Genomic DNA, 24,153 nt, shown 5'->3' on the forward strand with positions numbered 1-24,153 from the left:
ATGATGTCGAACCGTTGTTTAAAGCGCCGCGACCTAACTGATATCTATCTCCCTTATTTATTCTGTGCGTCCCGGCATTGAAATGTTTCATTTAAAAACGGAAAGCAGCATGTCGGCGATTCTAAAGCAGATGCATGTAATCGTTATATACTGCTCCATGAGGCATCGCTCACTTTCAGAAAAACGGTAATAAAATTGACCACTATCCAGACAATGCGTAATAAAAATGCTCAACCCATCCAACGCCTGGCACTCTTACTGCTCTTTGCCTGTACGCTAACGGGATGCGTATTGACCCGCGTTTCCGACAGCGCACATGCCAAAGAAGTCGACAGCCTGAATGTTGTTGGTCTGAGTCTGGATGCCGCGAGACAAAGAGCGACTGAAAAAGGTTTTGTATGCAGCGAATATAGCAATCTCAATACGGTTGTCACCGATTATGGTCAACATCGATGGCTGCAAACTGAATGCAGCAAGAAAAGTGCTGAGCAATTTTGTCCGCAAACGCGTTTTGTGGTTCTCAATGTCGATCCTGAAACGAACAACGTCGTAGATGTGGGTAAATACATCGATCAAAACACCTGTTTTTGAAACCTGAACACCGGCACCGGCACTGACTGTTGTATTAGATTGAGGACGCTAACTTGCTTATCAAAATCGTTATCGCAATGAGCGCATTTGCAGGAAATTCAGTGCTTTGCCGAATCGCGCTAAAGGGTATGCACGCCGATGCCATTTCTTTTAGCAGTCTCAGGTTAATCAGTGGTGCGATTGCCCTTTATTTATTCATCACGATAGCATCTGAGAGTAAAAAAATAGAGTTTAGATGGTTAAACGCCCTGCTACTTTGCATTTATGTTTTCTCATTCTCCGTTGCCTATGTTTCGCTCAATACCGGCACCGGCGCCCTGCTGCTCTTTGGTACCGTTCAGCTCGTCATGACGGTATGGGGATTAGCTCAGAAAGAAAAACTCGTAATATTAAAAATAACAGGGATTCTGGGAGCATTGGTTGGAATAGCGATATTGCTACTTCCTGGTGCTGAGCGGCCTTCCTTGTATGCCTCAGTCATGATGATTATTTCCGGTGTTGCCTGGGCTATGTACAGTATCGCAGGGAAAAAAATCACGCATGCCGTAGCCTCAACGAGTGGTAATTTCATCCTGACGGTCCCGGTTGCACTGATTATTCCCCTCATCTTTCATACCCATCTTCACATTGATATAAACGGAATCATGCTGGGAGTATTATCAGGCGCACTAACATCGGGAGGCGCTTACCTGCTCTGGTACTCGCTTCTTCCGTTGCTCAAAGCCACGACGGCCAGTACCATCCAGCTCAGCGTTCCTTGTCTCGCCACGCTCGGCGGGATCGTGTTTTTGGGTGAAACGCTCACCGCCAGGATCCTTCTTGCAAGCATTATTATTTTAGCTGGAATAGGCTTAGTTATTTTTTCTGATATGAGAAAGGGTTCAAAATAGTCTGACTAATTATCGGCAAAGACGATACAGGACGTGTTGTGCTAGCCGATGATCAGACGGCAACGCGGGATGCAGGAACTCTTCAGTCTTATTCATGCCCAACCGTATCATCAGGCGCTCTGACGGTTTATTCAGTACGGAAGTAAATGAAACCACCTCACTTAACCCCAGCTCCTCGAAAGCAAACGTCAGGCATGCCTCGGCGGCTTCCAATGCCAGCCCCTGGTGCCAGTAGTCTTTAGCCAGACGCCAGCCTATTTCGGTACAGGGTGAAAAGTGAAATTTATCAGGCTGTGGATGTAAACCTACACACCCCACAAACTGGTGTGTTTCTTTAAGTTCAACGACCCAGAATCCCCAACCGCGCTCTGTAATGCCTTCCTCGAACCTTGCAGCCAGGTTGTCGCTTTCCGTTCGTTGCAGCGGAGTCGGAAAGAAACGCATCACGTCCGGATCGGCATTTAGCGCAGCAAACGGGGCTCTGTCTTTGGCTTCCCACTGGCGTAAAACCAGTCTCGATGTTTCCAGCATATTTCTGCCCTTATCTTTCATTTTCATATAATCTTCTAAAAGAAATGGCTCATCGGCAAGGATTTATGCACCCTTTCCGCCTTTTTCTCTCATACTGGAGATTCATTCATGGCCGACTGGAACCCTTCGCTTTATCTGCAATATGAAACTGAACGTTCAAGACCCGCTGCGGAATTACTCAGCAGAGTGGCGTTAGAGAGTGTCCGTTCAGTCGTCGATCTTGGCTGTGGTCCGGGAAACAGTACGGCATTGCTATATCAGCGCTGGCCCTCGGCTGTAATAACCGGAGTTGATTCCTCACCCGCCATGCTTAATGAGGCGCGAAACGTATTACCGACATGCCGTTTTATTGAAGCGGATATCAGTAAGTTCCAGGTAGAGCATCCCGTAGATCTGCTTTATGCCAATGCGTCATTACAGTGGGTACCCAATCACTATGAACTGTTGCCAAATCTGGTATCGCTTCTTGGTCGCAACGGCGTTTTGGCCGTGCAAATGCCGGATAACTGGCTGGAACCCACGCATGTTCTGATGCGCGAAGTAGCTTATGAACAGGGTTATCCCGACCGGGGCCGGACGCCACTTCCAGGCGTACACGCCTACTATGATATCTTGAGCGAGGCAGGTTGTGAGGTAGATATCTGGCGCACAACGTATTATCACATTATGGATTCTCATCAGGCGATTATCGACTGGGTAAGTTCTACAGGCCTGCGCCCCTGGTTGCAGGATTTGAGCGAAAGAGAGCAACGCCAGTACCTGGCGCGCTACCACGAACTCCTGCAGGAGCAATATCCATTACAGGAGAATGGCAAAATTTTACTGGCGTTTCCGCGAATGTTTATGGTTGCCAGACGCAATAGTTAAGCGTTAATCATCAGACAGATCACAGGAATGAACTATCGTCTATGCGCGCCCTCGCCTTTTTATTATAAGGTTCTAGTGGCAATGGCATGCATCTGCTAGTGTCTTGCCACGTATTTCTGACGGGAGTTGTTATGTCTAAAGTCTACATTGGTGGGTGTCTGTGTGGCTCGATCCGCTTCACTGCCAGCAGTCCTAATAATTCCCATACCTGTTCCTGCGATATATGCCGGAAACATACTGGCGTGCCGACCGTCGTCTGGATTGAGTTTGCTGCAGAAAATGTAGAATGGACGGGAAAAGCCGGAAAACCGACAACCTGGCGCTCATCTGAAACGACCAGTCGGGCCTTTTGCCCTCAGTGCGGGAGTTCCGTGGGCGCCATTGATGACGCCCCGGTAATTGCACTTTTAGCCGGAGCTTTTGACGATCCTAACGATGAAGATCTGGCCCCAGAGTTTCATTCGTTTTCCGATATGCAACCCGCCTGGTGGCAAAACGAACGTCGCTAAGTGAGTTGATAATGTTTATCCGGCATGTGTTTTGCTGGCACATTTGTTTCATCGTTCATTTGCAGTAAATCGATTTCAATAGCATTGCAAATCGCATCCAGCGGCAGGTCGTTGTTCTCTGTACCAAACGGATCTTCCAGTTCTTCTGCAAGCGTGTCGAGCGAAATAAAAGTGTAGGAAATAAGCACTGAAATGAAAGGTGTCATGTAGTGCAGATCCACCACTAAGGCGAATGGCAACATGATACAAAACAGGTACACCGTGCGATGAAGGATCAAAGTATACGCAAACGGGACCGGAGTATTCGCAATCCGCTCACAACCTGCCAGCACCGCAGACATATCATTTAACCTATTGTTTAAACTATGGAATAATATATCTGATAGTTGTCCATTACGCCTGCGCACGGCCAACCACTCCCCCATCAGCAACAATATGCGGTTTGCCGGTGATTGTGAGGCAAATACCGTCTGCAGATCTTTCTCGCTGAGGTACTTCGCCAACGGCGCTGCCTGCGGTTTTCGGCGTAAAGTCATGCGTAAACAGTGGGCAAACGCGATTTGCAGACGAACAAACTGCCCCAGTTCGACGTCATCCGGTAAGGTGGTCTTTACCTCTCGTAAAAGCGATCGGGAAGCAATCATCAACTGCCCCCAAAGGTGGCGGGCCTCAACGTAACGTGAATAGCAGGCGTTATTGCGAAAGCCTAAAAAGATAGCAATAGCCACGCCGAGAATGCTGAACGGCGCCAGCGTAAATTTAATACCCAGCATCGTATACCACGGAAGCATGATAATAACGGCGATGGAGAGCAGGAAGTTCAGCAACAGACGTGAAAAGATTTTTGATAATACGGAACCATGCCAGACGAAAATCAGGCGTAGCCAGTGTTGTTGGGGGCGAACGATCATGGTTATCTTCGGAAAAATGTGAAACCCGTCACATTAGACGCGATAGTGATCAATGTTGCAAGTTAATCGCAACATTAACTAAACATCTTTTTCCTGCCAGACAATTCCCGCACCTGAGTTACAGAATGGCTTAGTATTTAACATACAATAGTATGTTGTAACTAATAATTGTTTTGCAAAAAACCCGGCCTGAGCCGGGCTGTTTTCTTAGCACAGTGGTTTAACGGCTTCACGCATGCCTTTTGCCAGAATGGTATCCAGATCGGCAGAAACCTGCTCCACCAGCCCAGAAACCTGAGTCAGGTCCTGCTCCCAGTGCTCTTTAACGCCCAGTACAGATTTAACCAGATCTTCGGTGTTTATCTGGCGGTCATGATGCTGAGACCAAAGCTGTTGAAAGCGCTCCACCCAGTGCGCATCATCCTGAACCGGATATGACTCACCGTTACGCTCTCCACGATAAAAGGCAATCAGCGCGGCAAGCGCAAACGTCAGGCGCGCCGGCAGTTTGCCGCTGGCCTGTTGCCCTGCCAGCAACTGCGGCAATATACGGGTACGGAATTTAGTCATGCCGTTCAGGGCAATCGACAGCAGCTGATGCTTGATGTACGGATTGCAGAATCGACCGGTCACCGCGCTGGCGAAAGATGCCAGCTCATCGCGAGGTAAATCCAGTACCGGAATGATCTCTTCATAAATAGCTTTTTCAACGAAGGCGCAAATCTCTGCGTCATTCATCGCCTCACCCACAGTATCGAGCCCTGCCTGCCAGGCAACAGGAACCAGTGCGGTGTGCGCGCCGTTGAGAATGGCCACTTTCCGTTCTTTGTACGGTTTGATGTCATCAACAATCAGGACATTGAGCGGATATTTATCCAGACGCAGTTCGGCGGCTAATGACTTTGGCCCCTGAATGACAAACAGATAGAAGTGTTCAGCCGTATCCAGGAATGCATCATGATAGCCAAGCTCAGCTTCAAGTTGCGCTACTTCGTCACGCGGATAACCGGTAACAATGCGGTCCACCAGCGTGGAACAAAATGCGTTGGCTTGATCCAGCCACTGAATAAATGCTTCCGGTAGCGCCCACTCCTGAGCGTAGCGCAGGACCAGTTCACGCAGCGCATCACCATTGTAATCAATCAGTTCGCAAGGGATGATTATCCAGCCTTTATCCGACGCACCATTAAAATGGCTGAACCGCTCGAACAGCAGCCGGGTCAGTTTAGCGGGATAACTCACCGCCGGTGCATCCTCAAACTTATCGCCCGCGTGGTAACTGATGCCTGCTTCAGTGGTGTTAGAAAAAACAAAACGCATATCTGGATTATGCGCCAGCTTCAGGAACTCATCGTATTCGCTATAGACGCTGATTTCGCGGTTAACTGAACGAATTAAACGAGCATCACTTACGGCATCGCCCTTCTCATTCAAGCCACGAATAATGGTGGTGTAGAGACCATCCTGTGTACTCAGCGATGGTGGGAAGGTACTTTCGATAGGACGAACAATGACCACACCTGCGTTCAGATCGGTATGCTCATTCAGCAGATCAACCTGCCAGTCAACGAAGGCGCGCAGGAAGTTTCCTTCACCAAACTGAATGATGCGTTCAGGATACTGAGCACCGGGGAAATCGCGACGATTTAGTGTTTGCACAATGGGTTCCCTTTATGATTAGTCATACAACCTGATTGAATTGGTCCAATAGGTTAGCAAACTTTAATACATTGAAACCCTGTTTTGATCAATCCCCGATAACAAATTAGAGAGTTTTATAGAAAAGTGTGGTCCCGGTCAGCGTCCCGTCGGGCATTTTGGCATAGTCGGGTATCACCCCAACTTTTTGCCATCCGCAATTGTGGTAGAACAACTCAGCGCCACTGCCCGTGGCCGTATCAAGAACCAGCAGCGTCTTACCTTGTTGATGCGCGCAACGTTCGAGTCCGTTCATCAATTCCCGGGCCACACCGCCCCGTCGCGCAGAGGTGTGAACCAGTAGTTTGGCGACATCCGCACGATGGGGTTGGTTTTCGGGTTGATCGATAATGAGCTGGACGGTACCAACTAGAACCCCCTGTGCGTCCTGTGCCCCCAGAACAATCCTTTCTCCACGGTCGACACTTTGCGCGACGCTCATCCAGAAAGGTCGTGACTTTTCACTCGTAAAAGGCAGCATAAAGCTGACAGAGGCGCCATCATTGACGCATGTTTCAAGGATGTCGCTGAGCTCGTCGATTCTCGACAGAATCTGTGCCGTACTCATCACAAAGCAGGGTTTGCAGGTAGCCATTTTTTCTCCTTAGATTGACCCCTTTATACTGCTTTTAACAAAAGCACAACACAAGGAGACATATCATAGGATTATGTTATCTATGGCTTATTCATTTGAAGCACTAACCAGTGATAAATAACCATGACAACGTAACGTTGCTGCTCATCGTTAAGCGCGACACCCTGAGGAATATCATGCCATTTCGCCAGACAGCCCCGACAACAGGTGGCCGTGGCATGTTGAGCGATAAAGACCGGATGCCCACGCATGGGCGTCTGCTTACCATCATTGACCGGTAACGCCGGGGCCAGCCGTTTGGCAATAAAATCCGCAGCGTGTTGCTCGATAACCGGCGCACCTTTATCCAGACAATACTGCCTTTCTTTCTGACCAAGACGAAACCGCGAGCGAAACGTTGATTTCGCCAGCCTGGCAAAAAGAGGATCGAGCGTATTCATCAGTAAACCGAGCGCCCCAGTTGTTGTGTTAATTGCTCCAGCACGGCGATACCCGCCAGCGAATTTCCCGCAGGATCCAGTTCCGGACTCCAGACGGCAATCGCCATCTCGTGGGGAACGATAGCCACTATACCGCCGCCAACGCCAGATTTCGCCGGTAAACCTACTCGCCAGGCAAATTCCCCTGCGTTCTGATACATGCCACTGGTAGCCATCAACGCGTTGATCTGCCTGGCCTGCATGGGCGTAACCACGGGCTCCGCAAGATGAAAGGCGTGTCCCTGATTTGCCAGAAAGACGAACGTACGCGCCAGTTCTACACAGCTCATTTTCAACGCACAATAGTGAAAGTAATTTTGTAAAACGGTGGTCACATCATGATGGAAATTGCCAAATGATTTCATCAGCCAGGCGATAGCCGCGTTACGCGCCGAGTGCTCAAACTCAGAACGCGCCACTGTCGAATCATAGGCGATATCCGATACGCCGCTTAACGCCCTAACCACTTCCAGCATCCGTTGACGCGGTGCGCTCAGTCGCCCTTGCAGCATGTCGCAAACCACCAGCGCCCCGGCATTGATGAAGGGATTACGCGGGATCCCCTGTTCCATTTCCAGCTGTACCAGGGAGTTAAAAGGATGACCGGATGGATCCTTGCCGACACGTTGCCAGATCTCATCCTCCTGATAATGACGCATCGCCACGACCAGACTGAGCACCTTTGAAATTGACTGAATAGAAAAGCGCTCTTGCGCATCCCCCGCCTGATAGTGCTGTCCATCGACGGTGCAAATGGCAATACCCAGTTTTGAACCGTCCACGGAAGCTAATGCAGGAATGTAATCAGCGACTTTACCTTGACCAATCAGCGGACGAACCTGCTGCACAATGGTCTCTAAAATTGAATTGTCCATGGCCCTGGCCACAACATGCTCCTTGCTCGCAGGTATGAAAGGCCTGCGAGTATAACAGAGCTGAATACGCAGCGTCAGGCCGGAAGGCGGAATCTGGCCACTGCCTGCATAAGCTGGTGAGATTCATGATGTAGCTGCAAGGAAGAATTGGATGCGGCATTCACCAGATCGCTGGTTTGCCGGGCCTCTCCGTTCAGAACATGAAGCTTACGAGTCAACTGGTGAATACTGTCCCCCTGATTTAACGTTGCCGCCGAAATATCGTTCAGCAATGCGCCGAGGTTTTCCACCAGCGAAATAACCTGCTGTAGATTCTCATCCAGCCCGTTTACGGCATGAAAGCCCTCTTCAATGCCCTGTAAAGAGTGTTGAATGAGCGCCTGAATATTCTGCGTCGACTGACCGCTTTTTCGCGCCAGAAGTCCAACTTCTTTGGCGACCACTGCAAACCCGCGCCCTTGTTCCCCAGCATGTGCAGCCTCGATTGCCGCGTTCAGTGCGAGGATGTTTGTCTGAAACGCGATGTTGTCGATTAGCGTTATAATTCCGCGCATTTCAGACGAGCGCGTCACAATCGCCTGCATTGACGCATTTACCGTCGCCATCATTCGGTCTCCGCCCGCCGCAATATCACGGGCCTGTACAGCACGCTGATTCGCCAGTTGAGCAAAGCCACTGTTATCCTCAACATGCGTTTCAAGGAAACCAATATGCGAAGTCACGGTACTCAACTCTTCACTTTGTTTCGCCGATTGCTGATACAACTGCTTATTATTTTGCGCAAGTTCGCTGATGTTCCCCACCATTGCGGTTGTGGCGTCATTCACCTGCTGTACCAGCGCGCAGAGTCCCTGCTGCATTGCAGCAATTCGCAAACTTAATTGCATCACTTCCCGATTGAACTGACTCACCTGCGGAGCTGGTCGGGAAAGATCGCCTGCCGCTAAAATATCGATATGATCGATCAGCCGTCGCAGCGGTGTTATCACCCAACGAGACATACTGCGCCAGACCAGCACAGCGATAACCACCAGCACCAGAGGAATAAACAAAAACAGATGCTGTAAACGCTCAAGACTGGTCAACAATTTCTGACGCCCGACTTCCGCATGTCGCCCACTTTCCTGCTGAAAGCGGGCGTAGTTGTCGTTAAAATCTGACTGAAACGCCTGTACGGGCACGGCAAAAAAAGCGTCAATCGAACCGGACTGCATCAGCCCGTCCGCCTGTTCCTGAATGCCGCTATAAAAGCGCTGATAGCTCTCCGTGAGTTCTGGATCCGGCTGCGGTTTTAAATGACTCCATGCATCCCATGCGGTTTTTGACTGTGTCAGCGCCCGATGAGCCTCCTCCATTAATGGCCGCCAACTTCCATCAGAGCCGGTGGCGGCATCCTGCATAAAATAAACTCCAGCCCGGTTAAGCAGATCGCTGGCAGACAATAATGCCACCCTCGCTTCATCGATCTTCGCCTGCTGTATTAGCGCGAGCTGATTACGACCTTCATTATGCTGCGCGTCGCTGACTGAGGCCGAGAGCATCAAAGAGGACGCGACCTGCAATACAGAGAACAGTGCAATTATGCAGAAAATACCAGTTAACAAACCAAACTGACGGGGGATCAGACGTTGAAAAATTTGCGTTATGTTCATATTACTCTTCTGTATCAAAGCGTTAGACGCGAATATACGGAGAGTAAATGACAGAAAAATTGCAGAAATAAGACAGGTGCCCCCGATGGAGGCACCCACACCATCAGAGGCGGTTTTTCCAGACGGTCTGCACGTTACAGAACTCATGCAGGCCAAAGTGAGAGAGCTCGCGGCCAAAACCACTTTTCTTCACGCCGCCAAATGCAACACGGGCATCGCTGGCACTGAAGCCATTGATGAATACGCCTCCACATTCCAGGCGTGACGCCATATTCTGCGCCAGCGCTTCATCTGCGGTGAACACCGTGGCGGATAAACCGAAATCACTATCATTTGCCAGTGCTAAGGCATGTTCCGCATTCTTTGCCACGGTAATCGCTGCAACCGGGCCAAACAGCTCCTGACGAAAAGCCGTCATCTCTGGAGTGACATCACCCAGTACCGTCACAGCATAGTAATTGCCGTGGCCTGCAATTTTTTCCCCGCCAAGAAGTAATCGCGCTCCTTCAGCAAGGGAGGCTTCAACCTGCTGATGAAGCTCATCACGCAGATCAAATCGCGCCATCGGACCCAGATCGTTTTCTTCGTTCAGCGGATCGCCCATTTTGAGCGCGCTCGCGGCCGCGACAAAACGAGCCGTAAATTCTGCCGCAATACCTTCTTCAATAATGAAACGCTTGGCTGCCGCACACACCTGCCCAGTGTTCTGGTAACGCCCGGCAACTGCCGCCTTAACGGCCAGGTCAAGATCAGCATCATTAAGGACAATAAACGGATCGGAACCACCCAGCTCAAGCACACATTTCTTCAACGCCGCCCCTGCCTGAGCGCCAATCGCCGCACCGGCACGAACACTGCCCGTCACCGTTACCGCCGCAATACGCGGGTCATTGATCATCTGACTTACCCCAGTGTTGTCGGCATTAACCCAACCGTAAACCCCGGCGGGAACGTTCGCATCAGCAAATACCTGGGCGATAATCGCAGCACAGCCGGTTACATTCGGTGCATGCTTTAACAGGTAGCCATTTCCGGCCAACAGAATCGGAATAGCGCCACGCAGTACCTGCCAGAGTGGGAAGTTCCACGGCATGATCGCCAGAATGGTTCCTACGGGGCGGTACTCAATCACCGCCTGATTGTTTTCCACCAGCGTAGGTTCAGGATTGAGCATCGCCGGGCCATGTTCGGCGTACCAGTCGCACAATGCGGCCGATTTGGCAACTTCACCCCGTGCCTGCTTGATGGGTTTGCCCATTTCGCGGGAAATACATTGCGCCATCTCTTCCGCACGATGACGCAGAGCCTGCCCGATATCACGCAGCGTTTGCGCACGGTGTTCAACGGAAGTATGTTTCCATTCGCTGTAGCCTTTCGCAGCAAGGCTCAGCGCATGTGCAATCTCTTCAGCGCTCGCCCATGGCATCGCTGCCAGCCTTTCTCCATTAGCAGGATTAACGGAAATCGCATGTGTTGCTGCTGTGATAGTCATAGTTGCCTCTCTTTATCGCAAGGTATGGTTATATCATGCGCATATTTACTCTTTCTGAAAAATGAATAATATTAACCACGCCATTCACGAATAGAGAACAACATGGATCTGACGCAACTGGAAATGTTCAATGCCGTCGCAGAGACCGGCAGTATTACGCAGGCGGCCGCAAAGGTGCATCGCGTGCCATCTAATCTCACCACCCGCATTCGCCAGCTTGAAGCCGACCTTGGCGTTGATCTGTTTATTCGTGAAAACCAGCGTCTGCGGCTTTCCCCATCCGGGCACAACTTTTTGCGCTACAGCCAGCGGATCCTCGCACTGGTTGAGGAAGCGAGAATGGTCGTCGCCGGGGATGAACCTCAGGGGTTGTTCTCTCTTGGCTCGCTGGAAAGTACTGCCGCTGTGCGAATCCCCGCCACGCTGGCGGAATATAACCAGCGTTACCCCAAAATTCAGTTTGCGCTGGCGACAGGCCCTTCGGGCACGATGCTGGATGGTGTGCTCGAGGGGACGCTGAACGCCGCCTTTGTTGACGGTCCGATTACCCATCCTGGCCTTGAAGGAATGCCGGTCTACCGTGAAGAGATGATGATTGTCACGCCGCACGGTCACCCTCCCATCCAGCGGGCCAGTGATGTTAACGGTTGTAGTATTTACGCCTTTCGCGCCAACTGTTCCTATCGCCGCCACTTTGAAAGCTGGTTTCATGCCGATCGCGCAATGCCCGGCACCATTCATGAAATGGAGTCGTATCACGGAATGCTGGCCTGCGTTATTGCCGGCGCGGGTATCGCGCTGATCCCGCGCTCGATGCTGGAGAGCATGCCTGGGCATCATCAGGTCAACGCCTGGGCGCTAAGCGAAAACTGGCGCTGGCTGAATACGTGGCTGGTCTGGCGCAGAGGCGCAATGACGAGGCAACTGGAAGCGTTTATTGAGGTCTTGAACCCCCAGTTGTCGCAGAATAGGGATTAACTGGCAATCGTCAGTTGGCAGGGTAATTGTTCTAGTTGCTCGCGCACGCCCTCATTGAGCCGGGCATCGGTCACAATATCCGTCAGCGCATTCAAATGGGTAACATTAAACAATGACCACGCGCCATATTTTGAACTGTCTGCCAGCAGTACCCGGCGACTGGCGTTGGCAATCAGGTCACGTTTTACCCCGGCCTTCTCTTCCGTCGGCGCGGTGATCCCACGCGCCAGATCCCAACCGTTACAGCTTAAAAACGCGATATCCGGCCAGACGCTCTGCAACAGTTTACGCCCATGCTCGCCGATGCATGACTGGCTGGAGTCATCAATCCGCCCGCCAATGATCGTCACTTCAATTTGTTTAAACTCGGAGAAAAAAAGTGCGATGTGCAGATCGCTGGTGATGACCCGCAGCGGCAGATGGGTGAGCTGACGAGCCAGTTCAATCATTGTCGTACCTGCATCCAGAACAATAGAATCCCCTGCCTTCACCAGGCTTGCTGCCGCGCTGGCGATCGCTTGTTTTTCTTGCAGACTGCGTTGCATTTTCTCATGCGTAGTAGGCTGCGATGGGATAAATCGGTTAAGCGTCACACCACCATGGGTACGGCTGATCACGCCTTCCTGATCGAGTTTAATCAGGTCGCGACGAATAGTCGCCGGAGAGGCGCCCGTCACGGCAACCAACTGTTCTACCGTCGCCAGATTATGCCCTTTCAGATAATCCATAATCTGTTCTAACCGATTATATCCCTTCATTTTAATCCCGCGTGATTTGCATTGCTAACTGGATGGACACCGCCATGCTCTCAGACTTGGCTTTACCTGTCCAGGCAATATCAAACGCCGTACCGTGGTCTGCAGAGGTGCGAATAAACGGTAACCCGGCGGTGATATTCACCCCATCATAGAATCCAAGCAATTTTAGCGGAATATGCCCCTGATCGTGATACATCGCTACCACCATGTCGTACATTCCTTCGTGGCACTGCATAAATACCGTATCCGGTGGGCACGGCCCGGTGACATTTAGTCCCAGCGCCTGCATAGTCTGGATTGCGGGTCCAACTATTTTGATTTCTTCATCGCCAAAAAGACCATTTTCTCCAGCATGTGGATTCACCCCCGCCACCGCAATACGCGGATTTTCATACCCAACGCGACGCAGGAAATCATGTGCTACCTGAATAACAGTTTTCACCCGCTGTTCGCTGAGCGTATCCAGGAATGTTCGTAACGCAATATGGGTGGTGACATGGATGACTTTGAGCTGGTCGGTATACAGCACCATTGCATAATCTTTACTGTTGGTCAGTTGCGCCAGCAGTTCGGTATGCCCAGGATAATGATGACCCGCCAGATGTAATGCTTCTTTATTCAGAGGCGCAGTGGCTATCGCTTTAACTTCGCCATTCAGCGCCAACTTCGTGGCACGTTTGATACAGCGATAAGCCAGATCCCCGGCCTGTGCTTGCACTACACCGGGCTGGAGAGAATCTGGATCGGCAAGCGGTTCATCAATGACATTGATTACACCTGCGGCGAATTGCGCCTGGGCTACACTTTCAATCACCCGAAGTTCCGCTGGCGGTGTTATATTCAATGACTGGATCCGTCGCAGCGTCTGCACGCATCCAACAACAATGACCGGCGCGCCAGAAAGCTCTCCCTCCGCCAGTGATTTAAGAATGATCTCCGGTCCAATACCCGCCGGATCGCCCATGGTTACCGCAATAGTGTTATTCACTCATTTTCTCCTCAACATAATTCAAAACCTGACGCAAGGTCGTTTCGTCACCAAACCCCCCTGCTTTTGTCATAACCGGGCGCTGCCAGTATCCACCAACAAAATGACCATACGGCACGCACTGGGCCACACGGTCGCTGATACGAAATCCTGTTGCTCCGAGCGCTTCAGCAACCGCCATAGCAACATCGCCGCCAGAGAGATACAGCGCAGCGGGTGAGATATCATCAGCAACCTGTCGGGTAAGTTGCCCAAGGAACTGGCAGATTTTTTCGCCCAACTGAGCGCGACTTACCTGCCAGCGGGCGCAAAGATGCGGAATATGGTGCCGCGCATCAGTATCAGGACAAGTGTGAACAATGCAGTGTTTACCGGATGCCAGAACGCCAATAATGCGGGCAACGTACCCCGTCACAGCCCCCTTCAACATATCTTCGATATCAATGAATACCGTCTCTACCTGCGGGTTTCTGCGCACAACAGCAATCTGGCGTTGAGCAATTTCACTCATTGAGCCCACAATCGCCAGTAAACGCCGGGAAGATGCCGTCTGGATATGGCGAGCCAGTGCGTCACAGATTCCTGCTGACCCCACCAAAAGCGGCGTATCATTTCGCTCCCTTGCTTCAACAACAATGGCATCGAGATCGGCATTACTCTGCGCATCAACCACCCAAATTTGCGGCATATCAGCGGCAGGTTCTGTCAGGCGTTGCAAATAGTCACTCAGTGACATAGCCCGGCATGTGATGGTGGTTTGTGCCTGAAGTACCGCACAAATATCAGCGCTAGCTACCGGGGTTTTCGGGTCACTGGCAAATTCGGTTTGGGTAACCGGGACACCGTTGATAAGGCAAAGACCTTCTTCAGTCGTCCGACCGGCCAGGGGAAACGCTGGCGCAACAATGGCCAGATTTTTACCGGTGACCTGCATTAACGCCTCAACTTCGGCCCCTGGGTTGCCACGTAATGTGGAATCCATTTTCTTTAGCCACAGCGCCCGCGAGTCTGCATGACAGGCAAGCGCTAAAGCTCTCACGCGGGAAGATGCCTGCGGTGCATCCAACGCACGACTATCACTGTTAACGACCAGTACGTCGGTCTCCTCGGTGGAGGGTAACGTGAAGGCGACATTCACCGTCATTCCCGTCAGCGCAAGGCTGACCCCCGCATCGTTCCCCCCGGTAAAGTCATCGGCGATAACCAGGATTTGCGGTCTAGCTACTTGTTTACTCATCCATGCTCCGGGTCGTTATGTGTTGTTAATGATTATATTCAATCACAATTGATTAAGTGTGAGCAAGCTCAAGTTATTCAGTTCCGAGATAAATTATAAATTTAGCCCATGATGTCATCGTTCCTGAATCACAGTGAGCGAATTCAATCACTCAAACAACAGGAGAATGTTGTGGCAACAATTAATAGCACCGTGATCAGCGGTTCGCATGCCATCCCCGCTCTGGAGCCATTACTGAGCGGTAAACGCCAGTTACTGCTGGTAACTGATGCAAATATTGTTCGACTGGATGCAGTAGCGCAGATCCGTACCCTGCTGGCTAATGATGGCCGTCAGGTGACACTGATTGATAACGTACCCGCCGAGCCGGGACATCATGACGTCAGCAAACTCGTCAAACGCGTGGCTGACCTCAATGTGGAAATGGTGATAGGCATTGGCGGCGGTAGCGTACTGGATGTGGCGAAACTGCTCTCCGTCTTATGTCACCCTGAGTCCCCGACGCTTGACGCCATGCTGGCAGGTGAAAAACCGCAACAACGTGTGACCTCCGTGCTAATCCCCGCCACAGCAGGCACGGGTTCAGAAGCCACTCCAAACGCGATACTGGCCATCCCCGAACAAAACACCAAGGTGGGTATCATCTCCCCGGTGCTGCTGCCGGATTATGTCGCCTTGCTACCGGAACTCACCACCAGCATGCCAGCGCACATCGCCTCATCCACCGGCATTGACGCGCTCTGTCATCTGATTGAGTGCTTTACAGCAACTATCGCCAACCCAATCAGCGACAACGCTGCGCTCATCGGTTTACAGAAATTGTTGAAAAACATCGAAACCTCGGTTAATGAACCGAACAATTTGCTGGCTAAACTGGAAATGCTGTGGGCGTCATACTATGGCGGTGTAGCGATTAATCACGCCGGTACACATCTGGTTCATGCGCTCTCTTATCCGCTGGGGGGGCGATACCATCTCCCACATGGTGTCGCTAACGCGATTCTGTTAGCACCCTGCATGAAGGTGGTTCGCCCTCACGCGGTCAACAAATTTGCCCAGGTCTGGGATCTGCTACCTGACGCCGATCGCACACTCAGCGCTGAAGAAAAATCTTTCGCGCTGGTGGAGTACTTCTCCGCGCTCGTGAAACGGCTCAACCTGCCCGACAACCTGGCAACGCTTGGCGTGCCCTCCACTGACCTTTCCGCGCTGGCCGATGCCGCGCTTAACGTAAAACGTCTTATGAACAACGCGCCCTGTCAGGTGAGCCATGACGATGTTAAGGCTATTTATCAAACACTTTTTCCAGAACTGATTACCAAAGGAGTGAATCATGAGTAAAAAAATCTGTGGCGTACTGACGGCAATCGTCACCCCTTTCGATAACGAAGGGGCATTAAACCTCACCGAACTCAAAAACCAGGTTAATCGCCAGCTAAACGCTGGAAACGGTATTTTCTGCGGCGGCACCAATGGCGAGTTTTTTGTACTTAACGAGGAAGAAAAAATAGCGGTGACCCGTACTTGCGTTGAGGAAGTTGCTGGACGGGCAAATGTGGTGGCGCATATTGGTGAAATCTCAACCCGTGAAACCATTCGTCTGGGTAAACAAATAGAAAAACTGGGCGTCGATGCCGTATCGGTGATTACCCCGTATTTTGTTCCGCTCAAACAGCAGGAACTGATTGCCCACTATACCGCGATTGCCGACGCGCTATCGGTGCCGGTATTTCTCTATAACATCCCGGCACGTACGGGTAACACCATTGAACCGGCAACCGCAAGAGTGCTGGCGGCGCATCCCAACATCATTGGCATCAAAGACAGCGCCGGTAGCTATGAAAGCCTCGGTGGATTCCTTGACGCCGTCAAAGATATTGAAGGTTTTGATGTGTTGAATGGGCCGGATTCGCTGATTCACCAGGGATTCGTTGACGGTTGTTCTGCCTGTATTTCTGGTCTGGCAAACGTGGCGCCAAAAGAAATTAATGCTATCTGGGCGCGATTCAAGGCCGGTGATATTGCCGGATCGCATGAGGCACAGGAAAGCGTCACGGGTTTGCGAACCGATCTCTATAAAGTTGCCTTCTCGCCCGCTGCAGTCAAAAAAGCGTTGCAAATCATGGGGCATGAGGTTGGCGCAAGTCGTTACGCTGTCACGTTTAACGCACAACAGGAAAATCTGATCCAACAGATTATCAATAACTATCTGCAATAACCTCTTTTACAGCGGCGGTAACGCCGCTTAACTAACAGGATTGTATTATGAACGTCATCTGTACTTCTCCGTCATTTGCCAAATACGATCGGCAGCCAATCGAGCAACTGCAGGATGCGGGTCTTAAATTAATCATGCTTCCCGCAGATATCGGACGAAAAGAACTCGAACCATACCTTGCAGACACGGTGGCGATGATCGTTGCCTTCACAGAGGTTAATGCTGAATTGCTGGCAGCGGCCCCTCAGCTGAAAATCGTCTGTAAGCATGGCGTCGGTGTCGATAACATCGACCTGGATGCCACCCGGGAAAAAGGCATTTATGTTACCAATGTGCCGGATGCCAACAAACATGCCGTCGCCGATTTTGCTTTTTCATTGATTCTCAACTGTGCGCGGCAATTACCCGGTGCAATTGAGCAAACTCGCGCCGGAAATTGGCCACGTATTTTCGCCTCTGATGTCTATGGCAAAACCATAGGTATCATTGGGCTGGGCAACATAGGTAAACAGGTCGCGCTACGTGCCCGCGGTTTCAACATGCGCATACTGGCACACGATGCCTGGCAGGATGAGTCATTCGCCAAAGCAAATTGCGTTGAGTATGTCTCATTAGATGCTTTAACAGAAAACAGTGATTTTATTACCCTCCATACACCGCTAACCCCTGAAACAAAAAATCTCTTTGATTTGGCCCGCATGCAGAAAATGAAGAAAAGCAGCTATTTAATCAATGTTTCACGCGGTGGTGTCGTTAATGAAGAGGATCTGTTCCAGGCGCTGACTCAGGGCGTTATTAAAGGAGCTGCAGCCGATGTCTTTATACAGGAGCCCTGCAATTCACATCCTTTGTTTGCCCTTGAAAACTTTATTCCGACGGCGCACATCGCAGGATATACCGAAGGTGCGGTGAGCAATATTGGAGAGCAATGCGTACACAATATTATTGCGTGCGTCATACATCAACATAAGCCGCAAAACATTATGAACTCACTCTAAAAGAACGGTAAAAATGTACCCTTCATACTAAAACAATAAACATCTACCATGGGCCAAATATATGAATAATTTAGCTGAAAAATCCCGAATTCGCTGGTGGATTGCGGGATTAATGTGGCTTGCTATTGCAATTAACTATATTGACCGAACGGTATTATCAGCTGCTGCTCCGCATCTTATTGATGAGCTTAAGCTCGATCCCGAAATGATGGGGTTTATAATGGCAGCATTCTTTTGGTCATACTCCTTATTGCAAATACCTGCAGGCTGGTTCGCCGATCGCTTCGGCCAGAAAAAAGGTCTGGGCATTGCCGTAGCGTGGTGGTCAATAGCCACATCAATGATGGGGCTGGCCACTGGTTTTAAGTCGCTGCTGGCACTCAGACTGGCTTTGGGCGTGGGTGAAGCCGCTGCCTATCCAAGCAATGCGGGGATCGCCGCACGATGGTTCCCTGACAGAGAGCGAGCAACTGTTTCCGGGTTGTTTGACAGTGCCTCAAAATTCGGCGGAGCCGTTGCCATGCCGCTGATCGTCTGGATGATTTATCAATTCGACTGGCGATTAACGTTTCTTATTATTGGTAGCGTGGGAATTTTATGGGTCATTGCGTGGTATTTTATTTATACCGAAAACCCGGAAGATCACAAAAAAATCAGCCCGGCGGAAGTGAAACATATTCGCGAGGGGCAAAAACAGAAACATGGTGATAAATCTGTATTACCCATGCGATGGTATAAGTTGCTACGCTATCGCAATATCTGGGCAATGTGTATCGGTTTTTTCACCATCAATTACACTTCGTATTTCTTTATTACCTGGTTGCCGACCTATCTGGTAAAAGACAAAGGTATGGATTTTATCAAAATGGGTATGGTCGCGGCCCTACCATTGCTTTGCGGAATGGTGATTGAAGTGTTCGCAGGTTGGGCGTCGGATCGCATGGTACATAAACGGATATTATCGCTCACCGCTACAAGAAAATTATTCCTGACTATTGGTTTATTGATGGCTTTATGTATTGGTTTTGCCCCCTTTACTGACTCCGTTTTCATGACTGTCTTTTTACTGTGTGTAGCTAAATCAGGAACTACCGTCGCGGCCTCACAGGTCTGGGCATTACCAGGCGATGTTGCCCCCAAAAACAGCGTGTCGATTGTTGCCGGGTTACAGAATACCGTCTCAAACATGGGCGGTGCAGTCGGCCCGATTATTACAGGTGCAATCGTCGCTGCCACGGGTTCATTTACGTGGGCTCTTGTATTTTCCGCGGCACTCGTCGTACTGGGTATTTTGAATTACCTGTTTTTAATGGGCAAAGTCGAACCCATCGTTGACAGCGAGTATGACGCATTGTGCATGAACCAGGCACGACAGCATTAACACCTGCAATTACTTTGCTCTGTTTCCCGGTCAGTCATCGTACTGACCGGTTCCCCGAAAAACCGCCAAACATTCAGCAGAATAATGTGATATAAATCACGAAATGATTGTATTTTCGCCAGCAAACGTTTTAAGATCGTGACCTTACCTTTTCGCAGCTAATCCACCTATTTGATATGACAACAGACACTGTTTCCCGCAAGGTCGCGTGGCTACGGGTAGTTACGCTTGCCATTGCCGGTTTTATTTTTAATACCACTGAGTTTGTCCCTGTCGGTTTGCTGTCCGACATCGCACAAAGTTTTAATATGCAGACCGCGCAGGTCGGGATCATGCTGACGATCTACGCCTGGGTTGTGGCTCTGATGTCGCTGCCTTTCATGCTGCTTACCAGCCAGGTAGAACGACGTAAACTTCTGATCTGCTTGTTTGTGGTGTTTATCGCCAGCCACGTACTCTCTTTCCTGGCATGGAATTTTACCGTGCTGGTAATTAGCCGTATTGGTATTGCTTTTGCGCACGCCATTTTCTGGTCGATCACCGCCTCGCTGGCGATTCGCCTGGCACCTGCCGGGAAACGCGCGCAGGCGCTCAGTCTGATTGCGACCGGCACCGCGCTGGCGATGGTGCTTGGTCTGCCTATCGGGCGGATCGTTGGCCAGTATTTTGGCTGGCGCACCACCTTCTTCGCCATCGGTATGGGGGCGTTAGTTACCCTGCTTTGCCTGATTAAGCTCCTGCCCAAATTACCCAGCGAGCATTCTGGTTCATTGAAAAGCCTGCCCGTGTTATTTCATCGTCCGGCGTTAATGAGCCTGTATCTGCTGACAGTGATTGTGGTCACCGCGCATTACACGGCCTACAGCTATATCGAACCGTTTGTGCAGACCGTCGCCGGGCTGAGCGCAAACTTTGCAACCGTGCTACTGCTGGTTCTGGGGGGTGCGGGAATTGTCGGTAGCGTCATTTTTGGCAAGCTGGGTAATCAACATGCATCCGTACTGATTAGCAGCGCCATTGCCCTGCTGACGGTGTGCCTGGTGTTGTTACTTCCCGCCGCGAACAGCGAAATGCATCTGGCCGTCCTGAGTATATTCTGGGGCATCGCCATTATGTTGATAGGTCTGGGTATGCAGGTCAAAGTGCTGGCGCTGGCCCCGGATGCCACCGACGTCGCAATGGCCCTTTTCTCAGGCATTTTTAATATCGGTATAGGGGCTGGCGCGCTGGTGGGAAATCAGGTGAGTCTGCACTGGTCAATGTCTACGATTGGTTATGTCGGCGCAGTGCCTGCCGTTTTGGCGTTGATCTGGTCGATAATTATCTTCCGTAAATGGCCGGTATCACTGGAAGAACAGCCTCAACATTCGTAAAAAAAACCGTGCCCGGCAGGCCATGCCGGGCGCGTTGTTTTAAGCGTAAGTTTTAATGATTTCCAGCACGCCGTTAATAATAAACTGCACGCCCATACATACCAGCAGGAAGCCCATCAGACGGGAAATCGCCTCAATCCCGCCTTTACCGACCAGGCGCATAATCCCACCGGAACTGCGCAAACTGCCCCACAGGATCACCCCGACTGCCGCAAAAATAATCGGCGGCGCGACCATGATCACCCAGTCCGGAAACTCGGAACCATGACGCACGGTTGACGCCGAACTGATGATCATTGCAATCGTACCCGGACCCGCGGTGCTTGGCATGGCCAGCGGAACAAATGCAATATTGGCCGTCGGTTCGTCTTCGAGTTCTTCTGATTTGCTTCTCGCTTCCGGAGAATCATGCGCCTTCTGCTGTGGAAACAACATCCGAAAGCCGATAAACGCAACGATTAACCCACCCGCAATACGTAGCCCGGGAATCGAAATCCCAAAGGTGTTCATCACCAGTTGTCCGGCGTAGTAAGCCACCATCATGATAGCGAACACGTAAACGGACGCCATGAGTGACTGACGGTTACGCTCTGCGCTGTTCATGTTGCCGGCAAGGCCAAGGAACAACGCCACGGTGGTTAACGGGTTTGCCAACGGTAACAGGACTACCAGCCCCAGTCCTATTGCTTTAAACAAGTCCATCATAATGTCATCTTTCCTGTGCGTTAATCGTCAACGGCAAGTATACGGTGAAATCCGGGAGATAAGCCATTTTCGCGCTGTAAGGATTCATTTTTCATCTGCAGGTATAAACCATAATTATCAAACCGTTAAATTTACACACGCCAGGTGTTCGGCCTGATGCTTTAGCAAAACGTGGCATTTGCCGACTCATTCATTTGACTTATATTTGCCTAAGCAATAATATCAGCCGTGACTAACTACTTGCCAGGGCAACCATTGTGAAAAGCACCAGTGATCTGTTTAACGAAATCATCCCACTGGGTCGTTTGATCTACATGGTTAATCAGAAAAAAGATCGTTTGCTAAACGACTATCTGTCACCGCTGGATATCACGGCATCGCAGTTCAAGGTGCTTTGCTCCATCCGTTGCGCGGTGTGCATCACCCCTGTCGAATTGAAAAAAGTGCTGTCTGTCGATCTCGGCGCTCTGACGCGGATGCTGGACAGACTGGCCTGTAAAGGCTGGATTGAAAGGCTTCCGAATCCACATGACAAGCGGGGCGTGCTGGTGAAACTCACCGAGCATGGCGCAGCAATTTGCGAGCAGTGTCATCAATTAGTAGGGCAAGACCTACACCAGGAACTAACAAAAAACTTAACGGCGGATGAAGTGACCACGCTTGAGCATTTGCTTAAGAAAATCCTGCCGTAAACAGAAAGAGGTATGACGATGTCCAGACGCAATACTGACACAATCACTATTCATAGCATTTTGGACTGGATCGAAAATAACCTTGAATCGCCGCTCTCACTGGAAAAAGTGTCAGAGCGTTCAGGTTACTCCAAATGGCACCTGCAACGGATGTTTAAAAAAGAAACCGGTCATTCACTGGGCCAATACATCCGCAGCCGTAAAATGACTGAAATAGCACAAAAATTAAAAGAGAGTAACGAGCCGATCCTTTATCTGGCGGAACGTTACGGCTTTGAGTCTCAGCAAACGCTGACCCGAACATTCAAAAACTATTTTGATGTTCCGCCGCATAAATACCGTATGACGAATATGCACGGCGAATCGCGCTATTTGCTTCCACTCAATCAATGTAATTGCTAATCGCCAGTTAACGACGTAACCGAGGAAATCATGAAACTTCTGTCTTATGCAATGCTGGCCCTGCTGTTTGTTGTTTCGGGCCAGAGCATGGCGGAACAGACCGCGCAGCCTGCCACACAAAACAGTCGCGACGCGATGATTATGCCGCCAGCGCACGATCAGTCCCCGTTCGATTTTAATCATATGGGTGCAGGCAGCGACAAATCCGACGAATTAGGTGTGCCTTATTACAATATGCGCAACCTGTGATTTTTTTGCCCCGTCACTGCGGGGCTTTTTTTATCCTCTCGCCTGCGCAGTCTTACGCAACCGAAAGCCAAACACATTGATATACAACCCCGCCATGATCAGTAACGCACCAAGCAGTTGCAATCCGGTCAGCGTTTCATCCAGCAGCACGGCCGCGCTCGCCAGTCCAACCACCGGTACCAACAGCGACAACGGCGCGACACGCCAGGTCTCATAACGCCCGAGTAAAGAACCCCAGATACCGTAACCCACAATGGTCGCCACAAACGCCAGATAGACCAGTGACAGAATGGTGGTCATATCTATTGCCACCAGACTTTGGGTAATTTGCGCCGGTCCATCGAGAAGTAATGAGGCCAGGAAGAATGGAACAACAGGAATCAACGCACTCCATACCACCAGCGACATCACGGCCGGGCGTGACGGGTGCTGCATGATTTTTTTGTTAAAGATATTACCGCAGGCCCAGCTCAGCGCCGCCGCCAGCGTCAGCATAAAACCGAGCATGCCGACATGCTGTCCGTTCAGACTGGCCTCAATCAACACCAGCACGCCAAAGACCGCCAGCGCAATTCCTACCAGTTGTTTACCCTGCAGACGCTCGCCAAAGGCAAATGCCCCCAGAATGATGGTGAAAAATGCCTGAGCCTGTAATACCAGAGAAGCTAACCCGGCAGGCATACCGAATTTGATGGCGCTAAAGAGAAACGCGAACTGCCCAAAACTGATGGTTAGTCCATAACCGAGTAGTAGCGAAAGCGGTATTTTCGGACGGGCAACAAAGAATATCGCCGGAAACGCCACCAGTAAAAATCGCAGTCCTGCCAGCATTAAGGGGGGCATATTGTGCAGCCCCACTTTAATGACAACAAAGTTCAGCCCCCAAACCACAACGACCAGTAACGCTAATAACCCGTCTTTACGCGACATACCACTGCCCCTGCAAATATTAAATTTTTGTAAACAAGTTAAAGTAACGGAAATCGTTGTGCCGTAACAGATCATTAATTCAGGTAGGCCACACAGGGCGTTTTCGGACAACTTATTGAGTGTACATCACACTTTTAGCATGCTATTTGTTTTT

General features: G+C 50.6%; 26 protein-coding genes. 13 read left to right on the forward strand and 13 right to left on the reverse strand.

Annotated elements, in window-relative coordinates:
• The first annotated feature begins 195 nt into the window (after positions 1-195).
• Together LA337_11695 and LA337_11700 are read left to right on the forward strand one after the other, a co-directional pair.
• A complete protein-coding gene (locus tag LA337_11695; GenBank protein ID UBI18297.1) occupies positions 196-591 on the forward strand; it encodes a hypothetical protein in 396 nt (131 codons plus the stop codon).
• A 53-nt stretch (positions 592-644) separates the two neighbouring features.
• Positions 645-1,481, forward strand: a complete 837-nt coding sequence (locus tag LA337_11700) for a DMT family transporter (GenBank protein UBI18298.1) — start codon at positions 645-647, stop codon at positions 1,479-1,481.
• 9 nt (positions 1,482-1,490) lie between these two features.
• Here the strand turns inward: LA337_11700 and LA337_11705 are convergent, their stop codons facing one another.
• Positions 1,491-2,012: a GNAT family N-acetyltransferase gene (locus LA337_11705; protein ID UBI18299.1), complete on the reverse strand. Its 522-nt coding sequence runs from the start codon at positions 2,010-2,012 to the stop codon at positions 1,491-1,493.
• A 108-nt stretch (positions 2,013-2,120) separates the two neighbouring features.
• On the opposite strand from LA337_11705, the gene tam reads away from it, so the two are divergent.
• Positions 2,121-2,879 (forward strand): trans-aconitate 2-methyltransferase, encoded by a 759-nt coding sequence (gene tam / locus LA337_11710; protein ID UBI18300.1) that lies wholly within the window; start codon positions 2,121-2,123, stop codon positions 2,877-2,879.
• 131 nt (positions 2,880-3,010) lie between these two features.
• Positions 3,011-3,388 (forward strand): GFA family protein, encoded by a 378-nt coding sequence (locus tag LA337_11715; GenBank protein ID UBI18301.1) that lies wholly within the window; start codon positions 3,011-3,013, stop codon positions 3,386-3,388.
• Here LA337_11715 and LA337_11720 read toward each other — a convergent pair.
• The 7 genes from LA337_11720 to sad form a co-directional block, all read right to left on the reverse strand.
• Complete coding sequence (locus LA337_11720) at positions 3,385-4,299, reverse strand: bestrophin family protein (protein ID UBI18302.1); 915 nt, start codon at positions 4,297-4,299, stop codon at positions 3,385-3,387. The genes LA337_11715 and LA337_11720 overlap by 4 nt on opposite strands.
• A gap of 207 nt (positions 4,300-4,506) precedes the next feature.
• Positions 4,507-5,958 carry a tagaturonate reductase gene (locus LA337_11725; protein UBI18303.1) on the reverse strand — a complete coding sequence of 484 codons (1,452 nt, stop codon included), beginning with the start codon at positions 5,956-5,958 and terminating at the stop codon, positions 4,507-4,509.
• Positions 5,959-6,064: 106 nt separating this feature from the next.
• Positions 6,065-6,592, reverse strand: coding sequence for a GNAT family N-acetyltransferase (locus tag LA337_11730; GenBank protein UBI18304.1), 528 nt, complete (start codon positions 6,590-6,592; stop codon positions 6,065-6,067).
• Positions 6,593-6,672: 80 nt separating this feature from the next.
• Positions 6,673-7,032, reverse strand: a complete 360-nt coding sequence (locus LA337_11735) for a DUF4186 domain-containing protein (GenBank protein ID UBI18305.1) — start codon at positions 7,030-7,032, stop codon at positions 6,673-6,675.
• A complete protein-coding gene (gene glsB, locus LA337_11740) occupies positions 7,032-7,958 on the reverse strand; it encodes a glutaminase B (GenBank protein ID UBI18306.1) in 927 nt (308 codons plus the stop codon). The genes LA337_11735 and glsB overlap by 1 nt, the downstream gene beginning before the upstream one ends.
• A 62-nt stretch (positions 7,959-8,020) precedes the next feature.
• Positions 8,021-9,598, reverse strand: coding sequence for a methyl-accepting chemotaxis protein (locus tag LA337_11745; GenBank protein UBI18307.1), 1,578 nt, complete (start codon positions 9,596-9,598; stop codon positions 8,021-8,023).
• A 103-nt stretch (positions 9,599-9,701) separates the two neighbouring features.
• Positions 9,702-11,090 (reverse strand): succinate-semialdehyde dehydrogenase, encoded by a 1,389-nt coding sequence (sad, locus tag LA337_11750; protein UBI18308.1) that lies wholly within the window; start codon positions 11,088-11,090, stop codon positions 9,702-9,704.
• Between the two features lie 102 nt (positions 11,091-11,192).
• On the opposite strand from sad, the gene LA337_11755 reads away from it, so the two are divergent.
• On the forward strand, positions 11,193-12,068 hold the full coding sequence (locus tag LA337_11755) for a LysR family transcriptional regulator (GenBank protein UBI18309.1): 876 nt from the start codon (positions 11,193-11,195) through the stop codon (positions 12,066-12,068).
• Here the strand turns inward: LA337_11755 and LA337_11760 are convergent.
• Genes LA337_11760 through LA337_11770 form a run of 3 tightly spaced genes read right to left on the reverse strand, consistent with a single transcriptional unit; the run spans position 12,065 to position 15,051 of the window.
• Complete coding sequence (locus tag LA337_11760; protein UBI18310.1) at positions 12,065-12,826, reverse strand: DeoR/GlpR family DNA-binding transcription regulator; 762 nt, start codon at positions 12,824-12,826, stop codon at positions 12,065-12,067. The genes LA337_11755 and LA337_11760 overlap by 4 nt on opposite strands.
• A 1-nt stretch (position 12,827) precedes the next feature.
• Complete coding sequence (locus LA337_11765) at positions 12,828-13,814, reverse strand: D-threonate 4-phosphate dehydrogenase (GenBank protein UBI18311.1); 987 nt, start codon at positions 13,812-13,814, stop codon at positions 12,828-12,830.
• Positions 13,807-15,051, reverse strand: a complete 1,245-nt coding sequence (locus LA337_11770; protein ID UBI18312.1) for a four-carbon acid sugar kinase family protein — start codon at positions 15,049-15,051, stop codon at positions 13,807-13,809. Before LA337_11770 ends, LA337_11765 begins: the two co-directional genes overlap by 8 nt.
• Before the next feature lie 171 nt (positions 15,052-15,222).
• On the opposite strand from LA337_11770, the gene LA337_11775 reads away from it, so the two are divergent.
• From LA337_11775 to LA337_11795, 5 genes are all read left to right on the forward strand, one after another.
• Positions 15,223-16,392: an iron-containing alcohol dehydrogenase gene (locus LA337_11775; GenBank protein ID UBI18313.1), complete on the forward strand. Its 1,170-nt coding sequence runs from the start codon at positions 15,223-15,225 to the stop codon at positions 16,390-16,392.
• Complete coding sequence (locus LA337_11780; GenBank protein ID UBI18314.1) at positions 16,385-17,269, forward strand: dihydrodipicolinate synthase family protein; 885 nt, start codon at positions 16,385-16,387, stop codon at positions 17,267-17,269. The genes LA337_11775 and LA337_11780 overlap by 8 nt, the downstream gene beginning before the upstream one ends.
• A 47-nt stretch (positions 17,270-17,316) precedes the next feature.
• Positions 17,317-18,267, forward strand: coding sequence for a phosphoglycerate dehydrogenase (locus LA337_11785; protein ID UBI18315.1), 951 nt, complete (start codon positions 17,317-17,319; stop codon positions 18,265-18,267).
• A gap of 61 nt (positions 18,268-18,328) precedes the next feature.
• The gene (locus LA337_11790; GenBank protein UBI18316.1) at positions 18,329-19,648 is read left to right on the forward strand and encodes an MFS transporter; all 1,320 of its coding nucleotides are present in this window, start codon (positions 18,329-18,331) and stop codon (positions 19,646-19,648) included.
• A 176-nt stretch (positions 19,649-19,824) separates the two neighbouring features.
• Complete coding sequence (locus tag LA337_11795; GenBank protein ID UBI18317.1) at positions 19,825-21,021, forward strand: sugar transporter; 1,197 nt, start codon at positions 19,825-19,827, stop codon at positions 21,019-21,021.
• Between the two features lie 39 nt (positions 21,022-21,060).
• Here LA337_11795 and LA337_11800 read toward each other — a convergent pair whose 3' ends face one another.
• Entirely contained in the window at positions 21,061-21,726 is a 666-nt protein-coding gene (locus LA337_11800) for a MarC family NAAT transporter (protein ID UBI18318.1), read from the reverse strand.
• A 257-nt stretch (positions 21,727-21,983) separates the two neighbouring features.
• Here LA337_11800 and marR point away from each other — a divergent pair, with 257 nt between their 5' ends.
• From marR to marB, 3 genes are read left to right on the forward strand one after another with little or no spacing between them, the layout of a single operon-like run.
• Positions 21,984-22,418 carry a multiple antibiotic resistance transcriptional regulator MarR gene (gene marR / locus LA337_11805; GenBank protein UBI18319.1) on the forward strand — a complete coding sequence of 145 codons (435 nt, stop codon included), beginning with the start codon at positions 21,984-21,986 and terminating at the stop codon, positions 22,416-22,418.
• Between the two features lie 18 nt (positions 22,419-22,436).
• Positions 22,437-22,820 (forward strand): MDR efflux pump AcrAB transcriptional activator MarA, encoded by a 384-nt coding sequence (marA, locus tag LA337_11810; GenBank protein UBI18449.1) that lies wholly within the window; start codon positions 22,437-22,439, stop codon positions 22,818-22,820.
• 30 nt (positions 22,821-22,850) lie between these two features.
• Entirely contained in the window at positions 22,851-23,069 is a 219-nt protein-coding gene (gene marB, locus LA337_11815) for a multiple antibiotic resistance protein MarB (GenBank protein ID UBI18320.1), read from the forward strand.
• A gap of 30 nt (positions 23,070-23,099) precedes the next feature.
• Here marB and eamA read toward each other — a convergent pair whose 3' ends face one another.
• Positions 23,100-23,999 (reverse strand): O-acetylserine/cysteine exporter, encoded by a 900-nt coding sequence (gene eamA, locus LA337_11820; GenBank protein UBI18321.1) that lies wholly within the window; start codon positions 23,997-23,999, stop codon positions 23,100-23,102.
• Positions 24,000-24,153: the final 154 nt, after the last annotated feature.

This window comes from Citrobacter europaeus (assembly GCA_020099315.1).
In the GTDB taxonomy this organism is placed as follows: Bacteria; Pseudomonadota; Gammaproteobacteria; order Enterobacterales; family Enterobacteriaceae; genus Citrobacter; species Citrobacter europaeus.